The sequence below is a fragment of the Acetobacter conturbans genome, assembly GCF_011516755.1.
Lineage (GTDB): Bacteria > Pseudomonadota > Alphaproteobacteria > Acetobacterales > Acetobacteraceae > Acetobacter > Acetobacter conturbans.
This window is the reverse complement of record NZ_WOSY01000029.1, coordinates 1-20,469: the sequence shown is the minus strand read 5'-3', so window position 1 is coordinate 20,469 and position 20,469 is coordinate 1. Positions and strand designations below refer to the sequence as shown.

The 20,469-nt window shown below is 58.5% G+C and carries 18 protein-coding genes; 7 read left to right on the top strand and 11 right to left on the bottom strand.

What is annotated here, in order from left to right; all coding sequences use genetic code 11:
• Positions 1-529: transposase (locus tag GOB81_RS15980; RefSeq protein WP_173571307.1), on the top strand; the 529-nt coding region annotated here is incomplete at its 5' end.
• A 535-nt stretch (positions 530-1,064) separates the two neighbouring features.
• On the opposite strand, the gene GOB81_RS15975 is transcribed toward GOB81_RS15980, so the two are convergent.
• From GOB81_RS15975 to GOB81_RS15965, 3 genes are all read right to left on the bottom strand, one after another.
• On the bottom strand, positions 1,065-2,162 hold the full coding sequence (locus tag GOB81_RS15975; RefSeq protein ID WP_173571306.1) for an NAD(P)-dependent alcohol dehydrogenase: 1,098 nt from the start codon (positions 2,160-2,162) through the stop codon (positions 1,065-1,067).
• 24 nt (positions 2,163-2,186) lie between these two features.
• Positions 2,187-3,638: an aldehyde dehydrogenase gene (locus tag GOB81_RS15970; RefSeq protein ID WP_173571305.1), complete on the bottom strand. Its 1,452-nt coding sequence runs from the start codon at positions 3,636-3,638 to the stop codon at positions 2,187-2,189.
• 165 nt (positions 3,639-3,803) lie between these two features.
• On the bottom strand, positions 3,804-5,198 hold the full coding sequence (locus GOB81_RS15965; protein ID WP_173571304.1) for a purine-cytosine permease family protein: 1,395 nt from the start codon (positions 5,196-5,198) through the stop codon (positions 3,804-3,806).
• A gap of 175 nt (positions 5,199-5,373) precedes the next feature.
• On the opposite strand from GOB81_RS15965, the gene GOB81_RS15960 reads away from it, so the two are divergent.
• The 6 genes from GOB81_RS15960 (at position 5,374) to GOB81_RS15935 (ending at position 11,424) form a co-directional block, all read left to right on the top strand.
• A complete protein-coding gene (locus tag GOB81_RS15960) occupies positions 5,374-6,864 on the top strand; it encodes an FAD-dependent monooxygenase (RefSeq protein ID WP_242010319.1) in 1,491 nt (496 codons plus the stop codon).
• Positions 6,865-7,014: 150 nt separating this feature from the next.
• Positions 7,015-8,055, top strand: coding sequence for a 2,5-dihydroxypyridine 5,6-dioxygenase (locus GOB81_RS15955; protein ID WP_173571303.1), 1,041 nt, complete (start codon positions 7,015-7,017; stop codon positions 8,053-8,055).
• Complete coding sequence (locus GOB81_RS15950) at positions 8,052-8,687, top strand: isochorismatase family protein (protein ID WP_173571302.1); 636 nt, start codon at positions 8,052-8,054, stop codon at positions 8,685-8,687. The genes GOB81_RS15955 and GOB81_RS15950 overlap by 4 nt, the downstream gene beginning before the upstream one ends.
• A gap of 79 nt (positions 8,688-8,766) precedes the next feature.
• The gene (locus GOB81_RS15945) at positions 8,767-9,582 is read left to right on the top strand and encodes an alpha/beta fold hydrolase (RefSeq protein ID WP_173571301.1); all 816 of its coding nucleotides are present in this window, start codon (positions 8,767-8,769) and stop codon (positions 9,580-9,582) included.
• Positions 9,583-9,595: 13 nt separating this feature from the next.
• Positions 9,596-10,324, top strand: coding sequence for an FCD domain-containing protein (locus GOB81_RS15940; RefSeq protein ID WP_173571300.1), 729 nt, complete (start codon positions 9,596-9,598; stop codon positions 10,322-10,324).
• 371 nt (positions 10,325-10,695) lie between these two features.
• A complete protein-coding gene (locus tag GOB81_RS15935) occupies positions 10,696-11,424 on the top strand; it encodes a GntR family transcriptional regulator (protein WP_173571299.1) in 729 nt (242 codons plus the stop codon).
• Positions 11,425-11,434: 10 nt separating this feature from the next.
• On the opposite strand, the gene GOB81_RS15930 is transcribed toward GOB81_RS15935, so the two are convergent.
• The 8 genes from GOB81_RS15930 to GOB81_RS15895 all read right to left on the bottom strand — a co-directional run.
• Positions 11,435-12,109 (bottom strand): hypothetical protein, encoded by a 675-nt coding sequence (locus GOB81_RS15930; protein WP_173571298.1) that lies wholly within the window; start codon positions 12,107-12,109, stop codon positions 11,435-11,437.
• Positions 12,106-14,487, bottom strand: a complete 2,382-nt coding sequence (locus GOB81_RS15925) for a xanthine dehydrogenase family protein molybdopterin-binding subunit (protein WP_173571297.1) — start codon at positions 14,485-14,487, stop codon at positions 12,106-12,108. The genes GOB81_RS15930 and GOB81_RS15925 overlap by 4 nt, the downstream gene beginning before the upstream one ends.
• On the bottom strand, positions 14,484-14,996 hold the full coding sequence (locus GOB81_RS15920) for a (2Fe-2S)-binding protein (RefSeq protein WP_173571296.1): 513 nt from the start codon (positions 14,994-14,996) through the stop codon (positions 14,484-14,486). The genes GOB81_RS15925 and GOB81_RS15920 overlap by 4 nt, the downstream gene beginning before the upstream one ends.
• Positions 14,997-15,017: 21 nt before the next feature.
• Entirely contained in the window at positions 15,018-15,656 is a 639-nt protein-coding gene (locus GOB81_RS15915; RefSeq protein WP_173571295.1) for a CoxG family protein, read from the bottom strand.
• Between the two features lie 3 nt (positions 15,657-15,659).
• On the bottom strand, positions 15,660-16,532 hold the full coding sequence (locus tag GOB81_RS15910; protein WP_173571294.1) for an FAD binding domain-containing protein: 873 nt from the start codon (positions 16,530-16,532) through the stop codon (positions 15,660-15,662).
• Positions 16,529-17,611, bottom strand: coding sequence for a PEP/pyruvate-binding domain-containing protein (locus GOB81_RS15905; RefSeq protein ID WP_173571293.1), 1,083 nt, complete (start codon positions 17,609-17,611; stop codon positions 16,529-16,531). Before GOB81_RS15905 ends, GOB81_RS15910 begins: the two co-directional genes overlap by 4 nt.
• A complete protein-coding gene (locus GOB81_RS15900) occupies positions 17,608-19,455 on the bottom strand; it encodes a PEP-utilizing enzyme (protein WP_173571292.1) in 1,848 nt (615 codons plus the stop codon). The genes GOB81_RS15905 and GOB81_RS15900 overlap by 4 nt, the downstream gene beginning before the upstream one ends.
• Before the next feature lie 595 nt (positions 19,456-20,050).
• On the bottom strand, positions 20,051-20,469 hold a 419-nt coding region (locus GOB81_RS15895; protein ID WP_408736941.1), incomplete at its 5' end, for a hypothetical protein.

The following is a 20,469-nucleotide window of genomic DNA, read 5'->3' as shown; positions in this document are numbered from 1 at the left end:
TCATGCGCGCTGGACACTGAAGTTCACGAAGGCGAAGCGGCAGGATGATGGAACCATGCCATCCAGCGATCTCGCCATCCCGTTCTTTGGCTATAAATCGCATGTTTCCATTGACCGGAAGTACCGGTTCATCCGGAAATGGAAAACGACGGATGCCGCCGCCAGTGATGGCGCGCGATTGAGAGAGGGGCTTCTGGATAAAACCAATACGGCCTCAACGGTGTGGGCTGACATGGCCTATCGCTCAAAAGCCAATGAGGACTTCATGGAAAAGCAGGGCTTTGTCTCAAAGGTTCACAGAAAAAAGCCGCATCTCAAGCCTATGCCACGACATATCCAGAGATCAAACGCCGGAAAGTCCGTTATCCGGTCGCGTGTCGAGCATGTCTTTGCTGATCAGAAGTCACAGACGGGGCTGTTCGTCCGAACAGTCGGCATCGCTCGTGCCACCATGAGGATCGGACTGGCCAATATCGTCTATAATATCCGCCGCTTCCTCTTCTTGGAACGGATCAACGTGAGCGCGTAGCAATCCAGCGGGTGACAACCCCCGATCTGCTCAAAACGCAGATCGAATGCTACCCCAGAAACCGTCAATCAGCGCGCCAAAGCCCAAAATCAGAACCAAGGTACATCAACCAACAGTTCTTCGATCCCTCAAGTTGATCGCGCCCGCCGTCAATTCCCTGGTGGATGGCACATGCGCGCTGTACGCCGCATCCAATGACGTAATCCGGCCCGCAATCGGCGGCCTTGTGCAACGCGCGGTCGAAAATGGTGACATACGCTCGGACCTGGACCCGCTGGAGCAGGGACACAAGCATGGCGCTCCCCCGCCGCGCAGGCCCCGGGTCATACCGCATTACCCTGGCGCAGCACTGTGCGACCGGCAGGTCATCGCTCAAGCGCCTTATCCGTCAGCGAGATCAGGCTCGGGCGCCGGTCATTGGGGTCGGCCCTGCGCGGGTCCAGGCCGTCGCGCTCCATGCGGGCCTGCGCCTGCCCGAGGCTCAAGCCCGGTCGGCGGCCGCGACAGGTAGGCCGCAAGGCGACTGTCGGACATCCTAAAAGCGCAGAACGGCCTTGATGACTTTTCCCGCTTCGGAGTCTGACATGGCCTGGTTGATCTGCTCGAACGTGTAATGGGTGATCAGTCTGTCGATTGGAAAATTTCCCTGAAGATAAAGGTCGATCAAGGTCTGGAAAAACAGGTCCGGGTTGGATTCACCTTGCACAATGCCCCGGAGAGTCTTGCCGTGGGTCATGATGTCAATAATATCCAGCGTCACATTTCGCTCCTGGGCCGGCACGCCGACGGTGCCGCAAATCCCTCTGGGCGCCAGCGCATCCACGCACTGGCGTAGAACGGTGGCGTTACCCGTGGTATCGAACGTAAAAGCTACGCCTGTGCCGGTCAGTGTCCTGATCTCGGCAACACTGTCCTGGCTGGCAGCGTTGATTGCCTGCGTCGCACCAAGCGAAAGCGCCATGTCCAGACGGTCAGGATTAGTATCCACCGCGATAATACGCGTGGCACCACAGACCCGTGCCGCCATGATCGCGGCCAGGCCGACGGAGCCTGTTCCAAAAACGGCAAGACTGTCACCCGCCCTGACCCTGAGCGCGTTGATGACCGCCCCGGCCCCTGTCTGGATGCCGCAACCAATGGCCGCCAGCAGATCCAGGGGCAGGTTTTTTGCAACTTTTACAACATTACGCTCCCGGCACAGGCTATAGGTCGCGAAGGAGGATTGTCCAAAAAAATTTCCGAATATTTCGCCCGAATCACACCGCAAGGTCAGTGATCCGTCAGCACGCCGGCCGGAAAAATTATAGCCGAAGAAGTGATGGCAGTAGGCGGGCGCATGCGCGACACAACTGGGACAAGTGCCGCATGAATCATAATGCATGATCACATGATCACCAGCAGCGACCTTGGTAACATTCGCACCCACGCGTTCGACAATGCCTGCCCCCTCATGACCGAGCACAAGGGGGTGCGGCACGGGAAACTGCTGGTCACGCATGGCGGCGTCCGTATGGCAGATGCCTACCGCGACAAGGCGCACGAGAATTTCATTCTCGCGCGGCGTCTCAAGCTCCAGCGTTTCAATGGAAAGGGGCGCGTGCCTTGCACGCGCAATAGCTGCGGAAATCTTCATGTTACAATCCTGAAAAAGGTAATGCTAGAAAGGGTAATGCGGGGTGCCTGTCTCTATGCTGATCCACCGCAGGTCGGTAAATTCGGCTATGCCAGCGCGCCCTCCAAGGCGGCCATAGCCGGAAGATTTTACGCCCCCGAATGGCATTGGGGCCTCGTCATGCACGGTGGGGCCGTTAATGTGGCACATGCCGGTCTGGATCCGGCGGGCCACGCGCAAAGCCCGCGCGCCGTCGCAGCTGAAGACTGCGGCGGTCAGGCCATATTCCGTGTCGTTCGCGACATGGATAGCCTCTTCCTCATCCCTGACCCGGATAATGGACACCACGGGGCCGAAGGATTCCTCGTAATAAATGCGCATCCGTGGGGTGACACCATCAAGCACGGTCGGCTGCATGACCGCCCCTTCCCCCGTGCCACCGACCAGCAAAGTCGCACCCTTGTCCAGCGCGTCCGCTATCAGGGCGCGCAGGCGTTCAACCGTTTCAGCCCCGATCACCGCGCCAAGCTGCACCTTGGCCGTGCGCGGATCTCCCGCACGCAGTGTGCCTGCGCGCGCGACAAAAGCCGGGACAAAGCTGTCGGCAATAGCGGCTTCCACAACAATCCTTTCAGTGGACATGCAGATCTGCCCCTGGTTGAAAAATGCGCCAAAGATCGCGGCGTTTACCGCGGCACTCACATCCGCATCATCCAGAACCAGGAGCGAGGCCTTGCCGCCCAGCTCCAGCACGGCGGGCTTGAGCTGGGCTGCCGCCAATTGCGCAATAATGCGGCCGACCCCGGTCGATCCGGTAAAACTGACGCGGCGCACGGCAGGATGTTCAACAAGGGCCTGCACAATAGCCGCCGCATCTTCGGGCGCGTTCGTGACGACATTCACCGTGCCTGGCGGCAGTCCGGCCTGCTGCATGACCTCGCCGATCAGCGCGTGGGTGAGCGGACACAGCTCCGAGGCTTTCAGGACCGTGGTATTGCCGCACGCCAGGGGCAGGGCAATGGCGCGTACCCCAAGAATGATGGGGGCGTTCCACGGGGCTATGCCCAGAACCACACCGGCCGGCACCCGCACGGCCATGCACACGCACTCCGCCCGTTCGGAGGGAATGACATCACCCTGCACCTGCGTGCACAGGCTCGCCGCCTCGCGCAGCATGTTGGCGGCAAGCCTTGTGTTAAAAGCCGCCCAGTCGCTGGTGGAGCCTGTTTCCGCCATCATCGCCTCCACCAGGCTGTCACGGCGCATTTCCAGGGCATCCGCGGCTTTGAGCAGCAGCGCACGGCGCGCACTGGGACTCAGCGCCGCCCAGGCAGGTGCCGCGGCCTGGGCGGCATCCACCGCCGCCACGGCATCCGCCACGCCCGCGGCCGGCGCCTGGCTGGCCACATCACCGCTCAGCGGGTCGCGCCGTTCAAAAACCCGCCCCTCGGTCGCGGGCCGACATGTGCCTCCAATCAGGAGTGAAGCATTCAGCATTCCCTGCTCTCCATTGCATGACATTTCTTAAAAATCATGACATTTCATGGGTCTTTCACCCCATAACCAGAATTTCCACAACGCACGGGTCAGTCGCGTTACACGCGGCGTTACGCTCGGCGCGTTACTACCGGGCATTCCCACCGGGGCGTTCCCACCGCCGCATTATACCCTGGCGTTCAGCACGACCATTTCGTGCCGGCCGGTATGGCGGGCCATCAGATAATAAACTGGAGAAATCAGCAAAATACCGACAAGCCAGGAAATATCGGCCCCACCCAGCGCCCTTGCCACCGGGCCGGTGTAAAGATCGTTCGATACAAAGGGGATCTGGATGAGAATGCCGCCGCTGTAGCAGGTAATGGCTGCGGCATTGTATGTGCCGTACCGGCCGCCATCGGGGGCGAAAAAGGAGTCTACATCGTAATGGCCTTTGTGGATCAGGTAATAATCAACCAAGTTTATGGAAGTCCACGGGATCAGCACATACAATAACAGCAGAAGGAAATTCTCGTAATTATGCATGAAGTCGGCGGAGGCCGCGAGAGCGAGACCAAGACTGGCTGCGAACAGGATCACGCTAATGGCGGCGCGCGCACTGGCGTGCGGGTGCCAGCGTGAGCGGAACGTCTGCACGATGGTGATCACCGACAGTGTGCCGCAGTAAAGATTCATCGCATTATTGCATGTAATGCTGAGCGAGAAGACAATAACAATCAGCGGCGCGGCGGTCCCCGTTTCCCTGACAAGCCCGGCCACTACATTGTCGGGTGCGACAAGCCCCAGCAGGACGCCCAACGTCATGGGCAGGAAGGAGCCCAGAACGGAGCCGGTATAGGTCGCCCAGAATGCGGGGACCGTTCCCGTTTCGGCCGGCATGTAGCGCGTGTAATCCGAGACATAGGGCGCGTAACCAAGCTGGTACAGAGCGGCCACGGATAGCATGCCGACAAAGCCTGACGCGGTCAGCGCGCCGCCCGAGAGGGCCGCGGCCGACACGCCGCCAAAACAGAACATCCAGAAAAAGGTGGCCACCAGCGCCAGACCCGAGGCCACGGTCAGGATACGGCTATAGGCGTGGATGAGATCATACCCGTAAATGGCCGCGAGCAGGGCAAGGGCTCCGACCCCAAGGATCAGCAACCCGGTATGGGATGTATGCAGGGCGTCGGCAATGGATAGTGCGGCCAGAACGGAATTGGCGGCGAAAAAACCGATATACATGACAATAACAACGGCAATGACAAAAATGGCCCCGTAGGCACCGAACTGGCCACGTGTCTGCACCATTTGCGGCACGCCCAGCCGCGCACCCTGGGCGGCGTGCAACGCCATGAGAACACCCCCCAGCAAGGTGCCTACCGCAATGGCGACAAGTGCCGACACAGCGCCAAGCCCGAACAAGGTGGTGCCCAGCGCGCCGGTCACAATCGTGAGCATGTTGATGTTGGAGCCGAACCAGATCGTGAACAGATCATTAAATCGGCCATGCCGCTGTGCAGCGGGCACGACATAGATGGTCTGCTGTTCGAGTGCAAACACTGTTTCCGAATTCTGCATGAAACACCCTTTTTGCTCTGCATTGTTTATGACTACGGTGCCACCTCGGCTTGCGCCTGCATCCCCTCATGCCTTGTGCAAATTCGATCCTTGTGATGCTGACGAGACCATCCGCGACTGGGCACAAGCAACGTGGAACAGAGGCTCCGAGTAGTCACCGGCAGAGTCAGGTTCCATGCTTGCCTCCCGTATTTCGAATCGGAATATATTCCGTTTTAATAACGATATATCCTCATTAGACGTGTTTATTTCGAATTGTAAAGAAAAATGGTATACGATTTTGGAGCCCACAGAAGGGATTGGAATGCCTTTAAACATACAAATATTTTATCATATTTGTTTGTTATATAAGGGTTTTATTGTTTTATTCCAAAAAATTTTCCATATCGCAAGTTCTTTGTTGGTCTTGATAAGGTCCCGTTTAGTTTCTAGGACTCACAATGTCGTATACGATTTTGCATCGAAAAGGAAAATAGCCATGCAGGTAGGCATTATCGGTGGAGGCATCGGGGGAGTGGCGCTTGCTTCTGTCCTCAGACAGAAGCAAATCGCATGCCGCGTTTTTGAACGCGCACCGGCATTTGGCGAAATTGGTGCGGGCGTGCAGATGACTCCCAATGCCGTCAAAATTATCCGAGCACTTGGTCTGATGGCTCAGATGGAAGCCATCAGCTTTACCCCGCATGCCGTCCTCGGGCGTAACTGGAAAAGCGGGCGGGTAATGTGGCGGACACCGCTCATGGAGACCTGCCAGAAGCTCTATGGTGCCCCTTTTCTGCATGTTCATCGGGCTGACCTGCACGATATCTTCGTGCGTCAGCTATCACCGGACGATGTTGTCTTTGGGGCCAGATGCACCGGCATCCGGCATGAAGGGGACAAGGCGGTCGCCCTTTTCGAGGACGGAAGCACCTTCAAGGCAGATGTGATCGTGGGGGCCGACGGAATCCATTCAGCCGTCCGCACTGCGCTGTTTGGGCAGGAAGCGGCCCGTTTTACGGGCCATATGTGCTGGCGCGCGGTTGTGCCGTGTAACGGCGTGGTCGATTATGTCAGCCCGGATTCATCATTCTGGCTTGGCCCAGCGGCCCATGTGGTTACCTATTACATACGGCGCGGCAATGCGATCAACATTGTGGCTGTATCCGAAGCTCCGCACTGGGTCGATGAATCCTGGACCCTGCCAAGTTCGCGGGAGGAGCTGATGGCGACCTTTGCGGGGTGGCACCCCAATCTGCAACGCCTGTTCAGCCAAGTGGGGGATGTTTTCAAATGGGGGCTGTTTGACCGCGATCCGCTCAGCGCCTGGTCGAAAGGACGGGTCACGCTTTTGGGGGACGCCGCCCATCCCATGCTGCCCTTCCTGTCCCAGGGGGCGGCTATGGCCATTGAGGACGCGTACGTGCTGGGCAATGCCCTGGCGGCAGCGGGTGCTGAAAAAGCCCTGGCCTTTTATGAGGCCGAGCGCCGCCCACGAACTGCGAGGGTTCAGTTGGAAGCCAGAAAACGGGGGGAGACCTATCATCTCAGTTCACGCTTCGATGTCTGGAAGCGCGACCTCTCCTACCTTGTCCGGGGTCTGATCAACCCTCAGAAAACCGGCCTCAAAGCCGACTGGGTTTACGATTACGATGCAACGGCGGTTCACATGCCCATAACCGCTTGAACGTCCGACTCTGTTCCCCCGGGGCGGTTCACAAGGTAGCATAGAACCGCACAGCAGGCACCGCGTACCCTGTTGCCCGGCCCTGCCGCCGCAAGCCGGGCGTGATGATGATCCAACCCGTCGTATCTTTATCCCCTTTGGAGGTCCCGTATGGCTGTAAGTGACTTTGAACTCATTCAGGCCTGGCGGCAGGTTCTGGAACTCAGCAACCTGAGGGCGGGCGATACGGTTGCCCTGCTGACATCGGGTACGACAAACGCCCAGACCCTGCGCTGCGCGATTATCGCAGTGCAGGAAAAAGGCGCCATCGCCAACCGGCTTGACCTCCAGCCTGCCAACGGCGCGCTTTCCTTGTCGCGCGATCCGCTGGCCTATGTGGGCAAGACACCGCTGACCGGCAACCGCGCGGCGGTAAAAATGCTCAAGGCCAGCACTATGGTGCTCGACCTCATGACCTTGCTGTTCTCAGCCGAGCAGCATGAAATCCTGGCCGCGGGCGGGCGAATCCTGCTGGCGGTGGAACCGCCCGAGGTACTGGTGCGCATGATCCCTACGGCGCAGGACCGCACCCGCGTGCTGGCGGCTTCCGCTAGACTGCGTGCGGCAAAAACCATGCACGTGACCTCGGCCGCCGGAACCGACGCCACTTTCGCGCTGGGGGACTACCCCATGCTGGAGGAATACGGCTTTGTGGATGCGCCGGGCAGGTGGGACCACTGGCCCAGCGGTTTTCTTGCCACCTGGTCCAACGAAGGTTCGGCCGAGGGCACGATCGTGCTTGCGCCGGGGGACATCCTTCTGCCGCAAAAAGCCTATCTGAGCGCGCCCGTGACCTGCCACCTGGAAAAAGGCTTCGTGCGCAGGATCGAAGGCGGGTTCGAGGCCGAGCACCTGCGGGACTACATGGACAGCTTCAACGACCCCGAAGTGTATGCCGTCTCCCATATCGGCTGGGGGTTGCAACACCGCGCGCATTGGTCCGTCATGGGGTTTTATGACCGGGAGGCCAGTATCGGCATGGACCCGCGTGCGTGCGCGGGCAATTTTCTGTGGTCCACCGGCCCCAATAACGAGGCCGGGGGCACACGGGACACGGCCTGCCATATCGACATTCCCATGCGCAACTGTACCGTCATGCTGGATGGTGTGGCTGTGGTGCGGGACGGAAAACTTCTGGAGGATCAGGAATGACATCGCAAATTACGCGCGACGAGGATCGGTACCGCAAGCAGGGTTTCGGTAACGAGATCGGTATTGTCGGCGGCATCGGGCTGCTGATTGTCGATTTTGTCAACGGCTTTGCAGACCCCGACGCCTTTGGCGGCGGCAATATTCCCCAGGCCATAGACCGCACGCGCACCCCGCTGGCCACCGCACGCGCACGGCGCTGGAAAATTGCCCATACACGCATTGTCTTTGCCGATGACGGCGCGGATGCCAACATTTTTTCGCTGAAAGTGCCCACCATGCTGGGACTGACCGAGAGCAACCCGGCCTCCGCCATCGTGCCCGAACTTGTCCCCATGCCGGGCGAATACGTGGTGCGCAAGACCGTGCCGTCCGCCTTTGCAGGCACGCCGCTTGCCGCGTGGTTCGTGACCCGCGGGGTGCAGACCGTGTTGGTGGCCGGCTGCGTGACCTCGGGCTGTGTCAGAGCCAGCGTGCTTGACGCCATGCAGTACGGCTTTCGCCCTATTGTGGTGTCCGATTGTGTGGGCGACCGCGCCATCGGCCCGCATGAGGCCAACCTGTTCGATATGGCCCAAAAATGTGGCGATGTCCTGGACCTGGAGACACTACTGTCCCGCCTGCCGCAACACTGAACCCTCCCGGACTGACAGCCTCCGCCAGCCTCCTGGTCCCATGCCTCCTGAATGAACACAGCGGAAAAGAGAGACCATAATGACTGAAAGCCGTTTCCTATATGGCGCGAACATTCACGCTAATGGCATTCGCCAGCATTATCTGCGCTATGGCGGGCTGGGCACACCTTTGGTGCTGATCCCCGGCATTACCAGCCCCGCGATAACCTGGGGCTTCGTGGCCGAACGGCTGGCGGCAACGCATGATGTGTATGTGCTGGATGTGCGCGGGCGTGGCCTGTCGGAAACCGGACCCGATCTTGATTACGATCTCGACAGCTATGCGGAGGATGTCAGTGGACTGATCGCAGGGCTGGGCCTGACGGATACCGTAGTGCTCGGGCACTCGATGGGTGCGCGGATTGCCATCCGCCTGGCCCGGCGCAACGCCTGCGGCATCGCATCCCTCGTGCTGGCGGACCCGCCCGTAAGCGGGCCGGGCCGGCGGCCCTACCCCGCAAAGCTGGACTGGTACACACAATCGATCCGCATGGCGCGGCGGGGCATGACGGCTGAAGACATGCGCCAGTTCTGCCCGACATGGACCGAGGAAGAACGCACCCTGCGGGCCGAATGGCTGCACACATGCGATGAACTGGCCACACGCATCACGTTCGAGAAATTCCACACCGAGGATATCCACCAGGACCTGCCGCATATCACGCTGCCGGCACTGCTGATGGTTGCCGCACGCGGCGGGGTGATCCTGCCGGAGGATGAGGATGAAATCCGCACCCTGTTGCCGTCCATCCACACCACCCGCGTGGCGGATGCAGGCCATATGATTCCGTGGGACAATCTGGACGGGTTCTGCAAGGCCGTGGCGGCATTTCTTGATCAAACCTCCACGACGTGAGAAATCTGGCGCTGTGGACCTGGCCATTCCGTGGCCCGCTGTGTTCAATCCTTCTTTCCAAAAGCTGTCTTTAGGGTCGTCAATGTCGGGGAAACAAAAGAACCTTGCAAAATCACCTATGCATGAGCAAGTTCTGACGACTGTAAGACAGGATATTCTGGAACTTGTCTATCAACCTGGTGAACGCCTGCCTGAACCCGAAATCTGCCGGGCCTTGGGTGTCTCCAGAACACCTTTGCGCGATGCTCTCAAGATTCTTGAAATCGAAGGTCTGGTCCGGCTTTCCCCCAACATTGGCGCGACCGTAACACCCGTGGACGTCAGGGATCTGCGCGACAAGTTCGATGTTCTGATAAGCCTTGAGAAACTGGCAGTTGAAAGAACAGCCGCTATCGCTGATAATTCCATGATTCAGGAATTGAAGCGGTTGAACCATCTGATGGATACCGCCGCACATAATGGCGAGAAAAAACGTTATTACGACATCAATGACCAGTTCCATATGGCGCTCGTAACCATGACGCGGAATGAAACCCTTTTGAAGGTCCATGCGCAGATGATGAACCACGTCGAACGCGCCCGCCGTATCACCAATGAATATGAGCCGCTTTCCAAGCATGTTTCATCGCACCATCTCGATATAGTCCAGGCTATCATCATGAAAGACAGTGCTGGGGCAAGTCATCTCATTCAACTTCATCTTGACGAAGTTCTAAAGAGAATACTTCTCCGATTAATATAATATAGATTATTAGATATTTTGAATTCTTGTATGCAAGAAATCCCGCATCGCTCAGGAACTGCCGCAAGATGGCTATTCCTGCGCGGTTTATGTCTGTTCTTTTGTCCCTTGTAAAAATAGTGCAAAAACAGGGTGATTATCCGAGAGGATTCCACAGTATTTGCGATCGATCGCAATGTAGAATTCGCAACCAAAAACAGAATCGTGAGATATGCGAAGGATGGACCGTCAGCCGGGAGTTCTTGTTTGAACAACCTGGAATGTCTGACGGGTATTGCGTTCCGAACCATCCGGGTGAACCACTGGTGGACCAGGGACGCCGCGCGGGATAAAACCGCGTTAAGCAGACACCACGAGGGAAGACCAACACAATGGCAGGCCTGTTTTCCATATCCGGGGCGCCACTTTCATCGCGGACCAGTGCTGGCGTGGCCGACATTATCCGGCGCGAGATTCTTGTCGGGACATTGAAGCCGGAACAACCGCTGCTGGAACGCGAGATCGCCAGCGAACTGGGGGTCAGCCGCACACCGGTACGCGAGGCCCTGTTTGCTCTGCAAGGGGAAGGTCTGGTGGAATTGGTACCGCGCCGCAACGCCCGGGTGCGCAAGATTACCGATGTCGAAATCAGCCAGATCTATGCATTGCGTCATGTCTTGGAAGTGCATGCAGCCTCAAGTGCGGCAGAATACGCCACGCCGCAGGACTTTCTGGCGATAGAAACCGCCCTTATGCGCCAGAAGAACCTGCCGCGAACATGTTCCGCCCTTGAACAGGCCGAGGCCGACCTTGCCTTTCATGCTGCTGTCGCCGCGGCATCACACAGCCAGATCGTCCTGACAGTTGTGACCCAGGTTCTGGCACTGACCGCCACCTTGCGTGGTCGGATCAAATATGACGCAAGCCAGATGCGACGGGTTCTCGCACAGCATGGGGCAGTGCTGACAGCAATCAAGAACCATGATCCGGATCGCGCCAGAGCGGAAATGTCGGACCATATTGACGCCTCGACATGCTATGCCAAGACCCGCCTGCCTTCGCTCAATGACGAGAATTCATCAGAAAACCGGAACATCCTGCCCCAGAGCGTACCTGGGTAACGTGCCCGGGTCAGACCACCGCTGCAGCCAGACCGGTAAGATAGCTCAGACTACCTGCCTGGCGGCGGCGCAGTGCCAGATCCACTGTCATACCTCGGGGATCTTCCAGCGCAGCAACAGTCCGGGCATAGATCGGCAGTGCAAGTCTTAGTGCTGCCGGTACCCGGATACGCGCCAGCATCCAGTCAAGTTTCGCGCGTGCGCCTGCTATGTCGTAATGACCCTTGCGCACCCAATCCACCACCAGCCAGTCAAATGTAGACAGGAAAGCCAGCGAATCTGCGGCCTGCATGATATCCTCTTCCGGATCACCACCGATTTCATGCCGCAAGATCAGCGCCCGTACTCGCCGCGCGAACGCAAGGTCCACACCTTCGGGCCGCTTTGCAAGCCAGTCACCCACAATATCGGCCGAACGCGTAGAATGTCTAAACAGATAATCGGCATCATCAAAACTGCTCCGCGGGGTATCGGACGGACCGCCGGGAAAGAAACGTTCAGCATCATGCAGGAGTGCAGCGAATTTCAGCGCCTCCGACGCCGTGCCGTCGGTCAGCATGATCGCCCACTCCCGGGCTGCAAAAAGATGTTCGAGCTGGTAGAACCCATCCAGCCAGCGCACCGCGTCCTGTTCCAGAACCGAAAGTTCTGCATCACGATAACGCCCAAAAAGTGGGTCCGTCATGGCGTTTCTCCTTTGTTACGCACATTCTGTAAAGCCCGCCAGACCGTTTCCGGCGTCAGTGGCAGGGCGGAAAATGCAACTCCGTAATCCCGCAATGCATCACAAAGCGCGTTGGCGACGGCCGCCGCGGGCGGAATAGTGCCCACCTCGCCCACACCACGCACCCCGAAGGTAGTGACGTCCGACGGTATTTCGGTATGCATGAGCTCGATTTTGGGCACGTCCGAACAGGTCAGGGCAAAATAATCCATCATGGAACCGTTGATCAGTTGCCCGGTCTCTCGGTCGTAGCGAAGCTCCTCCGAAAGTGCTGCTCCCAGCCCCTGGACCAACGCGCCACGGACCTGGCCTTCCACCAGCAGCGGATTGACCGCGACCCCACAATCATGCACGAACACGAAACGTTCAATGTCAAAATCCCCGGTTTCGGGATCGACCGCCACCACCGCCGCAGCGGAGCCGAAGGAAAAAGAGGCCTCAGGCGGTTCGAAATGTGCTGTCGTCTCCAGCCCCGGCTCCAGTCCTTCGGGAATGCCCTGTCCCGTGATCGCGCGGTTGAAGACGTCAACCAACGTGATCGTCCTGTCGGGCTCACGGACGGAATGGACAAGACCTTTCGCAATACTGAGGTCTTCGGGAGAAATCTGGAGGACCATAGCCGCGATACGCAGGGTTTTGTCGCGAAAAGCGTCCCCCGCCTGCTTCAGCGCCCCGGCCGCCGCGATCAGCGTGCGGGACGCGAATGCTCCCGTGTTCAGGGGGGATTGTGCCGTATCACCCGCATGAACACGGATTGCATCATAATGAACGCCAGTCACTGCAGCGCATATCTGTGCGAAGGCGGTCTCGTTTCCCTGCCCGCAGGTGGACACACCGGTATATAGGTCGATGCCGCCCGAGCGATTGGCACGCAGGGTCACACTTTCATGCGCACCGAAATGCGAACCGCGCCGGGCGAGAAAACGCGCGCTGGCATAGCCCGTCCGTTCGACAAAGGAAGAAAGTCCGATACCGACAATGCGGCCATCCGCCCGCGGTCGCCGGGGCCGGTCAAAATGTGCTTCGTAATCCGTAGCCCCGGCCAGCATTTCCAGCGGACGCAAATAATCTCCGTTGTCATACACTGCGCCGCTTGGGGTACGCCAGGGCAGGTCCTCTGGCCGCAAAAGATTCCTGCGCCGGATATCAAGCGGGCTGATGTCCAGCTTGCGGGCGACCCGATCCAGCAGCACCTCACGCGCAAAATTGACCTCCGGTTGCCCATAGCCGCGATAGGCCCCGATCGGGGTCTTGTTAGACAGCACCACATGACGACAAACTTGGGCATCGGGCACGTGATAGGGGCCCGTGAACGTGACCGAGGAAAGCTGTGACGACCCGAAGGGCGAATTCCATGCACCAATGTCATTCGTGTATTCGTTGATGATAGCAAGGATACGGCCCTGGTCGTCGGTACCAATGGTCATGTCATGAAAGCTCTCGCGCCCATGCGTAGAAGCGCGGAAATATTCCATGCGGTCTTCTATCCATTTCACCGGATGCCCCAGATGCATCGCATGCACCGCTGCAAGCAGTTCCTCGGGGAAAAGACCCAGCTTCATCCCGTAAGCGCCACCCACATCCGAGGCGACAACCCGGATCGCTCCTTCATCCAGGCGCAGGGCTTCGGCCAGTTGCTTGCGCACCAGATGGGGTACTTGGGTGGAACTGCGGAAATCAAGTTCGCGCGCGCCCGACCGCCAGGATGCCAACACACCACGCGGCTCCATTGACAGGGGAGCCACCCTGTTCACAAAAAAGCGGTCATAGTCCACCAGCGCTGCCTCGGCCAGTTTCGCCCGCGGATTGCCTGAGTAATCGGTCTTCGATGCCATGAGGTTCGACGTCATGATCTGCGGGTGCAGGACCGGGGCATCAGGGTCGAGTACCCGCGTCATGTCTGTCACATGCGGCAGGGGCTCGTAATCGATCTCCAAAAGCTCGATCGCATCTTCGGCCACGGCACGACTTTGGGCAACAATGCTGACCACGGCGTGCCCTTCATGCAATGCGTATTCCTGCGCCAGCGCATAATAAGGCAGCATAGGTGCGCCAGGCACCGGCCGCAGCACGGTGATCGGATTGGTCAGGCATTGCACCTCCGTCCCGGTCAGGATATGCACAACCCCCGGCAAGGCGGCGGCGGCACGCACGTCAAGGTGGCGGATCCTTGCATGGGGAAAAGGGCAGCGCGCCACCGCCATTGCAAACTGGCGCAGGGCACAGGCATCGTCTACATATAGACCGCCGCCGCGCAAAAGCCGGTCATCTTCCTTGCGCGCCAAGGCCTGGCCTATTGCCGTTCCACTTTCCATGACCGTCTTGTGCACGACCGTCATTGCCCTGCCTCATCAGACAGGGAAGCGTCCGTCCAGGTGCCGGGTAACCATTCCTCGATCGCACGCAGGATGCCTTCATAGCCCGTGCAACGGCACAGGACACCGCTGATTTCCTCTGCAATTTCAGCGCGGTTCATGCGCCGCCCGGCAAAGCTGCGCGCCAACATCAGAAAACCGGGCGTGCAAAAGCCGCATTGCAGGGCATGATGGCGCTTGAAAGCTGCCTGTAGGGGGTGGAGTTCGGTCTCGTCCGGCGCCAGGGATTCCACTGTGCGGACTTTCGCACCGTCAAGCTGGACCGCCAGCATCAGGCAGGATTTCACCGGTCTATCGTCCACCGAGATGGTGCACATGCCGCAGATCCCCTGCTCACAGCCCAGATGTGTGCCAGTCAGCCCTATTTGATGTCGTAGAAAATCCGCGGCGTGCATCCGCACAGGAACGGTTTGTGTTACCTGCCGGCCATTGATCTCGAAGCATATCTCAATCTGGTTGCTGCTGTCGGACATGTCTCTATCCCGATTCCGCACTCACTTCAGCTTGACGAGAATGGCCAGACCGATCGCGATATTGACCGCCATAAGCACCACCGCCACGCGTATCCATATGTCGGCCACGGCGACTGTCGCCCCGGAAGCCCAGGCAGGCGCCGTGGCGGACTGGACTACGCCACGAGCGGGACTGCTTGCCGGGCGGGGCTGGAGAACGGGGGATGGCGTTTCGCCACCGTTGAGCTTTGTCTCCAGGTTGGTGGCAAATTGCGCCGCGATCTTCTCGGCGTGGCTGGCAATAATCTTCTGGCCCACACTGCCCAACACTCCCGCCAGGGCCGCTTCGGTCTCAACCCTGATCAGCCCGCCTTGTGCAGCAGCTTGCAAGGTTACCGTACTTTCGGCACGGAAATTGCCGATCGCACCCCGGATCGCCTTGCCCGTGGCGGAAAAACGCAACTTACTGGGGGGAATACGATCTTCGATATGGACCCGGGATTCAAAAGTGGCCGAGATCGGCCCCACGCTCTGGCGCATCTGCACCACGTAATTATCGGCATCCAGAACTTCTATGCCCTCTATACCCGGCAGACAGCCCGCTACAGTTTCTGGTTGATCGAATAATGCCCAAAGGGTTTCCACAGGCTGTGCAACCGTGAATTCCTGAACGAATTTCATGTTCTATTCCTCCCGGAAACCAGCCGACGCCAGCATGCTGCCCAGCACCCGCGTGAGGTGAACCCGGGTCAGATGCCGCCGGTAGTCCGCCGAGGCCCGGAAATCGTCAGGGGGATCAATATGCTCGGCGGCGAGTATGCCCATCTGGGCAATATCGGGGGCCTGCAACAAAGTCCCCTCACCTCGCCGCATTGCGGCCAGGGCCAGAACCGGCGTTTCATCCACGCCGCCAAGGCCGATGCGCAGGTTGTGCCATGTTCCGTCCGCAGCACGGTCGCCCGCGACCGCGACCGAGACAACGGCAAAGTCATTATGCCGCCGGTTGACTTCCGCAAAAGAAAAATACGCCGGATGACGCGGGTATTCTACCGCGACCAGCATTTCATCCGGTTCGATCGCTGTCGCGTAAGACCCCAGGAAATACTGCTCCACCGGAATTGCGCGCCGTCCCCTGATGCTTTCTGCATGAATTGTAGCGCCAAGAATCAGCGTGCCCAAAGGCATCTCGCCAGTTGGGTCTGCCTGAACAAGGCTGCCGCCGATCGTGCCCCGATTACGCACCTGGCGGTCACCGACCTTGCGGACCATGCGCGCCAGCAACGGCAGGCGCTCTGCAATGACCCGATCATTCTCGATCCGCCAATAGGGAAACCTGGGCCCCAGAATGGTGACATCCCCTTTTTGTTCAAGACGCTCAAGATCAGGAATGCGCCCTATGTCGATCAGCGCTGCCGGACGCCACAGGCGCAGGTTCATCATCGGCATCAGACTCTGCCCACCCGCAAGGATCCGCGCGCCCCCCGCGTAGTCACGCAGCAGCCCCAGTACCTGAGGCACACTTTCAGGCCGGTGGTAGAGGAAATCCGAGGCCTTCATGAAGGGGTCTTCGTCGTGCTGACCGCGCCGCTCATGCGTGCCAGCACATGACTGATAGGTGACGTCACGGGCTGGATCGGCCTTGCGGCCTTGCTGCTCCACACGGTTTCGGGCCGGACCTGCAGCACCGCAATGCGGCCGTCCGGACCTATGGCCCATTCGATATCCTGCGGCGCACCCCGATCCTTCTCAATCCGTTTTGCAAGCCGCGCCAGGGCCAGAACCTCCTCATCACTCAGGCAGGAGGCTTCACTGCATTCCATTTTGAGGGGCAGAAAATCCACCCTGCCCGCAGCCGCATCAAACCTGTATTCCTCCGTCTGGGCAGCGACCTTGCGCTTGAGAACCGAGAACATCACCTTGTCGACCAAAAACTGGCTGGGTGTGACATCCCCCTTCACCACGCCCTCGCCTAGGCCCCAGCAGGCCTCGATCGAGATTTTCGAACGATCGCCGGTAATAGGATCGAGGGTGAACATCACTCCCGCCGCGCGGGCCGCCACCATATGCTGGACCCCCACGCAGATCGCGAAATCGCCCGTGGCGGCCACGGCTTCCCCATTATGCCGATAGGAAAGAACGGCATCGCCAAACATGCCCGCCCAGCAGCGGCGCATGTGGTCCACGACGGCATCCGCGCCCTGGATCCATAGAAAAGTCTCATACTGCCCCGCAAAGCTCGCCCCAGCGAGATCCTCTGATTCGCCGCTTGAACGAACGGCCACCGCCACGTCCGCCATAGCGGTACGGCGTGCCAGCTCAGCATAGGCAGCACGGACCTCTGCCTCCAGCGCCGGGGGCAATGGCCGGGTCAGGATACCTGTTACAAGGTCCCGTGTCTGGGCCGTGATTTTTTCTGGCGGCAGGTCGGCGCAGATACGGCGCACGCGCGCCGCGTCCTCCTGCAAACCGGTTTCAGCCATGAAGGCACGATAGGCACAGGTGGTGATCCCGAACCCCGGTGGCACAGGCAGTCCGGCGGCGGTGGAATCCCCAAGGCTTGAGAATTTTCCACCCAGAATCGGATTACGTGCCGCAGCCGGATCATCCAGCCACAGGATCATGGGGTCTGCGCTCATGTGCCCTGCCCATCCAGGATGCGGACAAGGCCGATATTGCCGTCAACCTCGATCATGTCACCGGTTTTCATCCTTGCGGTGGCAAAACCGGTACCGACCACGGCCGGCAGGCCATACTCACGGCAGATGATGGCTGTATGCGCCATCATGCCCCCCACATCGGAAACCGCCGCACGAATGCGAGGGAAGACCGGCGCCCAGCTTGGCGCCGTGACCCGGCAGACAAGGATCTCACCATCCTCGATGTCATAAAGATGGTCGGGGTCGGTAATCACCCTTGCCCGTCCCCTGACCTTGCCCGCCGAGGCCGCGATACCGCGCAGTTCGGTTGCAGATGCGGCATCGATCCCCATCCATTCCTCGATCGTTTCCTGGGTGATGCCCCACAGCATGATGGTGAGTGGTTCGGTAATCGTGTCCGGCGGCGTGCCGAGTGCCGGGGGAGGCGTCCATTTGGCAAGGATATTGCGGATACGCCGACGTTCAGCCACGATCGGCTTCCAGTACGTCTGTCCGCGCGGCTGGGTGCCCACGGCCCAGCCGATCATCAGGTCATAGATGGCGTCATAGACTTCATGCCGATGGAGGTAGAAAATATCCTCATTAGTCTCAAAGAATTTATGCGCCACGAACACATCACCCAGTTGGCGTACCTTCGACCAGAAGATCGAATGGTGCAGATGTTCGACGTAGAAATTGTGATCCTCCACAAAGGGAAAAACCTTGCGCGCCAGCTCGATCAGACTGTCAAATGCCTCGCGGTCATCGTCGGTCGGCAGATAGCTGCGATATTCGTCCGTGACCTTCGCGCGGCGTTCAAGAATCTTGTCGAGCGGACGGCGTACGTCCTCCCCCTGGCGAATGGCCGTAATATATCCACGCATTGCCGTGAAGGGTAAGCGCAGATCGGTCATCCACACCGGGTCCGCATGACAGTAACCCGAACCGGTCGAATACCAGAACCACGGATCTTTTACCGCTTCCAATGCCGCAATCCAGGTGCGACCAGCCTCGCTTTCCTGCATGGCGACAAGAATATCATCAGGCGTCTGGATTTTCATGATGATGTCCGCGACATCAAGATCAACTGCTTGACGCGCCAACTTACGTAATTCGTCATCCGGGCGGAACAGAAGAATGTCGATGCCCGAGACCATGTCGGTAATGGTCTGATCAGCAGTACCGGGAAAGGCGTTCTGACAGAATTCGCGGAATGTCAGATAGGCACCATAGCCGAGATTGAGCATCTCGAAATGGTAAGAACCCATTTCAAGCATGTTTTCGATTAGCCTGCTGTAATTTTGCAGAAGGTTAAGGGAGGAATAACGACCGGCATGACCGGTAATACTGGTCTCCGGTTCATATTCGGGCAGGGGGCTGAATTCAATCGCGCGCAGCCGGTCTATGCAGTCCTGTGCCTTGGCTTTCCAGTCAGTAAAAATAGTATCCCAATTTTCAAAGTAATAGCCTGCACGGCGGGTAAAATACTCCGCCCTTTCCGCAATTTTAGCCGGATCCGTGACCGCGTTGGGACTGACATACAGATAACCGTTGATCACGCGGTGATCGATCCCCAGCGCGGGCGGCAGCGCCCAGACACGGGTCGACATCTGACTGGCCGCGACCCACCAGTTATCGGTCATGATTGTATCGAACGGATAGAGCGGTTCAGGGTTGTGCATCCCGTCGAAGAACCAGAACTTGCCTTCCTCGAATGCACGCCGCTCCTCGCTGAGAAGCGCATAATAACGATAAAGTCCTTGCCAGCCCTCGGCACCCTTCGGGGTTTCCACCTCGAATGGGTTCAGGAAGGCCGGTTTTCCGGCAGGCACCTTTACATCCATATTCGATCTCCCCGCTGGTATGCCGCACGTGTACTGTCGCTAACTGTTGTTAAAAGCGCCTGGTGCCGCCTTCACTGTGAGGAGAACCGAACCACTTTTATTCCTGCGGACCACGGTTGCTTCCATGGGTTGGGACTCTGACGTTTCGGGAAAGAAATAAACCTATTTTGGTATGCTGGTATACCAAAATAGGTGCGTGTCAAACGTTTTCTTGCCGGTATCGCGTCACATGAGCGAAAAAACCGACTTTGTGTCATCCTACGGGATAAAATTGGTTCGGCCACATGATCGCGTTCTCCACCACAGCCTGATAAAATTGCGGGACTTTGCGGGATTGCAAAGACAAGCCTCTGTTGGACTAGCCTTTGACATAAAATTTTCGTGATGCCCTATCGTGGACGCAGGCAATCAGGGGCTCTGCCGTCAGGTCCCCTTCATGCTGCTGTCCTATCCGGTCTTGGCAGGTCTTGAGCCTCCCTGACCCACCGCCTCTCTTCATTTCATTTGCCCAAGGGTGGTGTCATCTTATCGATATCCCTCGCTCAGACCTCAAAAATATGCGGTGATTGCACGATATTTTTTATGGTTCCGATTTTCAGGACAGAGATTTGGCGTAATCCGTGGATACTTCATTCGCGGTCTTACTGAGGGCATTAAAGCCAGAAGAATGACGTTCCGTGCTGCCTTTGAGATAGGCAAGCGGATCTTCAAAGTCGCGTACGTATCCTATGGCAAAGCAGCCGCACTGATAGCCCATAAGCTTGAGCAGGTCATCGGGCAATGTTCTGGCGATTTCCGGAGGGGTTGCCAGATACTGGTTTTCCTCCTGCCGGACCCATCCGACGGCATAGGTGATATTGATGCCCTGGCGGACGGTGTCAGTCGTATTGGCGCCCGCGCCGTGAGATGGGGTGGTTGCCGTCCTCCCCGCACGGCATCGCAATGTGCCAGAATGGTCGTTGGAAGAAACGACTGCGCGAAAGGACGGCAGATGAAGGATACAGTGATAGGCGT

What these genes read in the sequence shown, in the direction of transcription:
- GOB81_RS15975 (WP_173571306.1), bottom strand. Translation starts at nt 2,162, where the DNA reads ATGAAGATTTCCGCAGCTATTGCGCGTGCAAGGCACGCGCCCCTTTCC.
- GOB81_RS15970 (WP_173571305.1), bottom strand. Translation starts at nt 3,638, where the DNA reads ATGCTGAATGCTTCACTCCTGATTGGAGGCACATGTCGGCCCGCGACC.
- GOB81_RS15965 (WP_173571304.1), bottom strand. Translation starts at nt 5,198, where the DNA reads ATGCAGAATTCGGAAACAGTGTTTGCACTCGAACAGCAGACCATCTAT.
- GOB81_RS15960 (WP_242010319.1), top strand. Translation starts at nt 5,374, where the DNA reads ATGCTTGCCTCCCGTATTTCGAATCGGAATATATTCCGTTTTAATAAC.
- GOB81_RS15955 (WP_173571303.1), top strand. Translation starts at nt 7,015, where the DNA reads ATGGCTGTAAGTGACTTTGAACTCATTCAGGCCTGGCGGCAGGTTCTG.
- GOB81_RS15950 (WP_173571302.1), top strand. Translation starts at nt 8,052, where the DNA reads ATGACATCGCAAATTACGCGCGACGAGGATCGGTACCGCAAGCAGGGT.
- GOB81_RS15945 (WP_173571301.1), top strand. Translation starts at nt 8,767, where the DNA reads ATGACTGAAAGCCGTTTCCTATATGGCGCGAACATTCACGCTAATGGC.
- GOB81_RS15935 (WP_173571299.1), top strand. Translation starts at nt 10,696, where the DNA reads ATGGCAGGCCTGTTTTCCATATCCGGGGCGCCACTTTCATCGCGGACC.
- GOB81_RS15930 (WP_173571298.1), bottom strand. Translation starts at nt 12,109, where the DNA reads ATGACGGACCCACTTTTTGGGCGTTATCGTGATGCAGAACTTTCGGTT.
- GOB81_RS15925 (WP_173571297.1), bottom strand. Translation starts at nt 14,487, where the DNA reads ATGACGGTCGTGCACAAGACGGTCATGGAAAGTGGAACGGCAATAGGC.
- GOB81_RS15920 (WP_173571296.1), bottom strand. Translation starts at nt 14,996, where the DNA reads ATGTCCGACAGCAGCAACCAGATTGAGATATGCTTCGAGATCAATGGC.
- GOB81_RS15915 (WP_173571295.1), bottom strand. Translation starts at nt 15,656, where the DNA reads ATGAAATTCGTTCAGGAATTCACGGTTGCACAGCCTGTGGAAACCCTT.
- GOB81_RS15910 (WP_173571294.1), bottom strand. Translation starts at nt 16,532, where the DNA reads ATGAAGGCCTCGGATTTCCTCTACCACCGGCCTGAAAGTGTGCCTCAG.
- GOB81_RS15905 (WP_173571293.1), bottom strand. Translation starts at nt 17,611, where the DNA reads ATGAGCGCAGACCCCATGATCCTGTGGCTGGATGATCCGGCTGCGGCA.
- GOB81_RS15900 (WP_173571292.1), bottom strand. Translation starts at nt 19,455, where the DNA reads ATGGATGTAAAGGTGCCTGCCGGAAAACCGGCCTTCCTGAACCCATTC.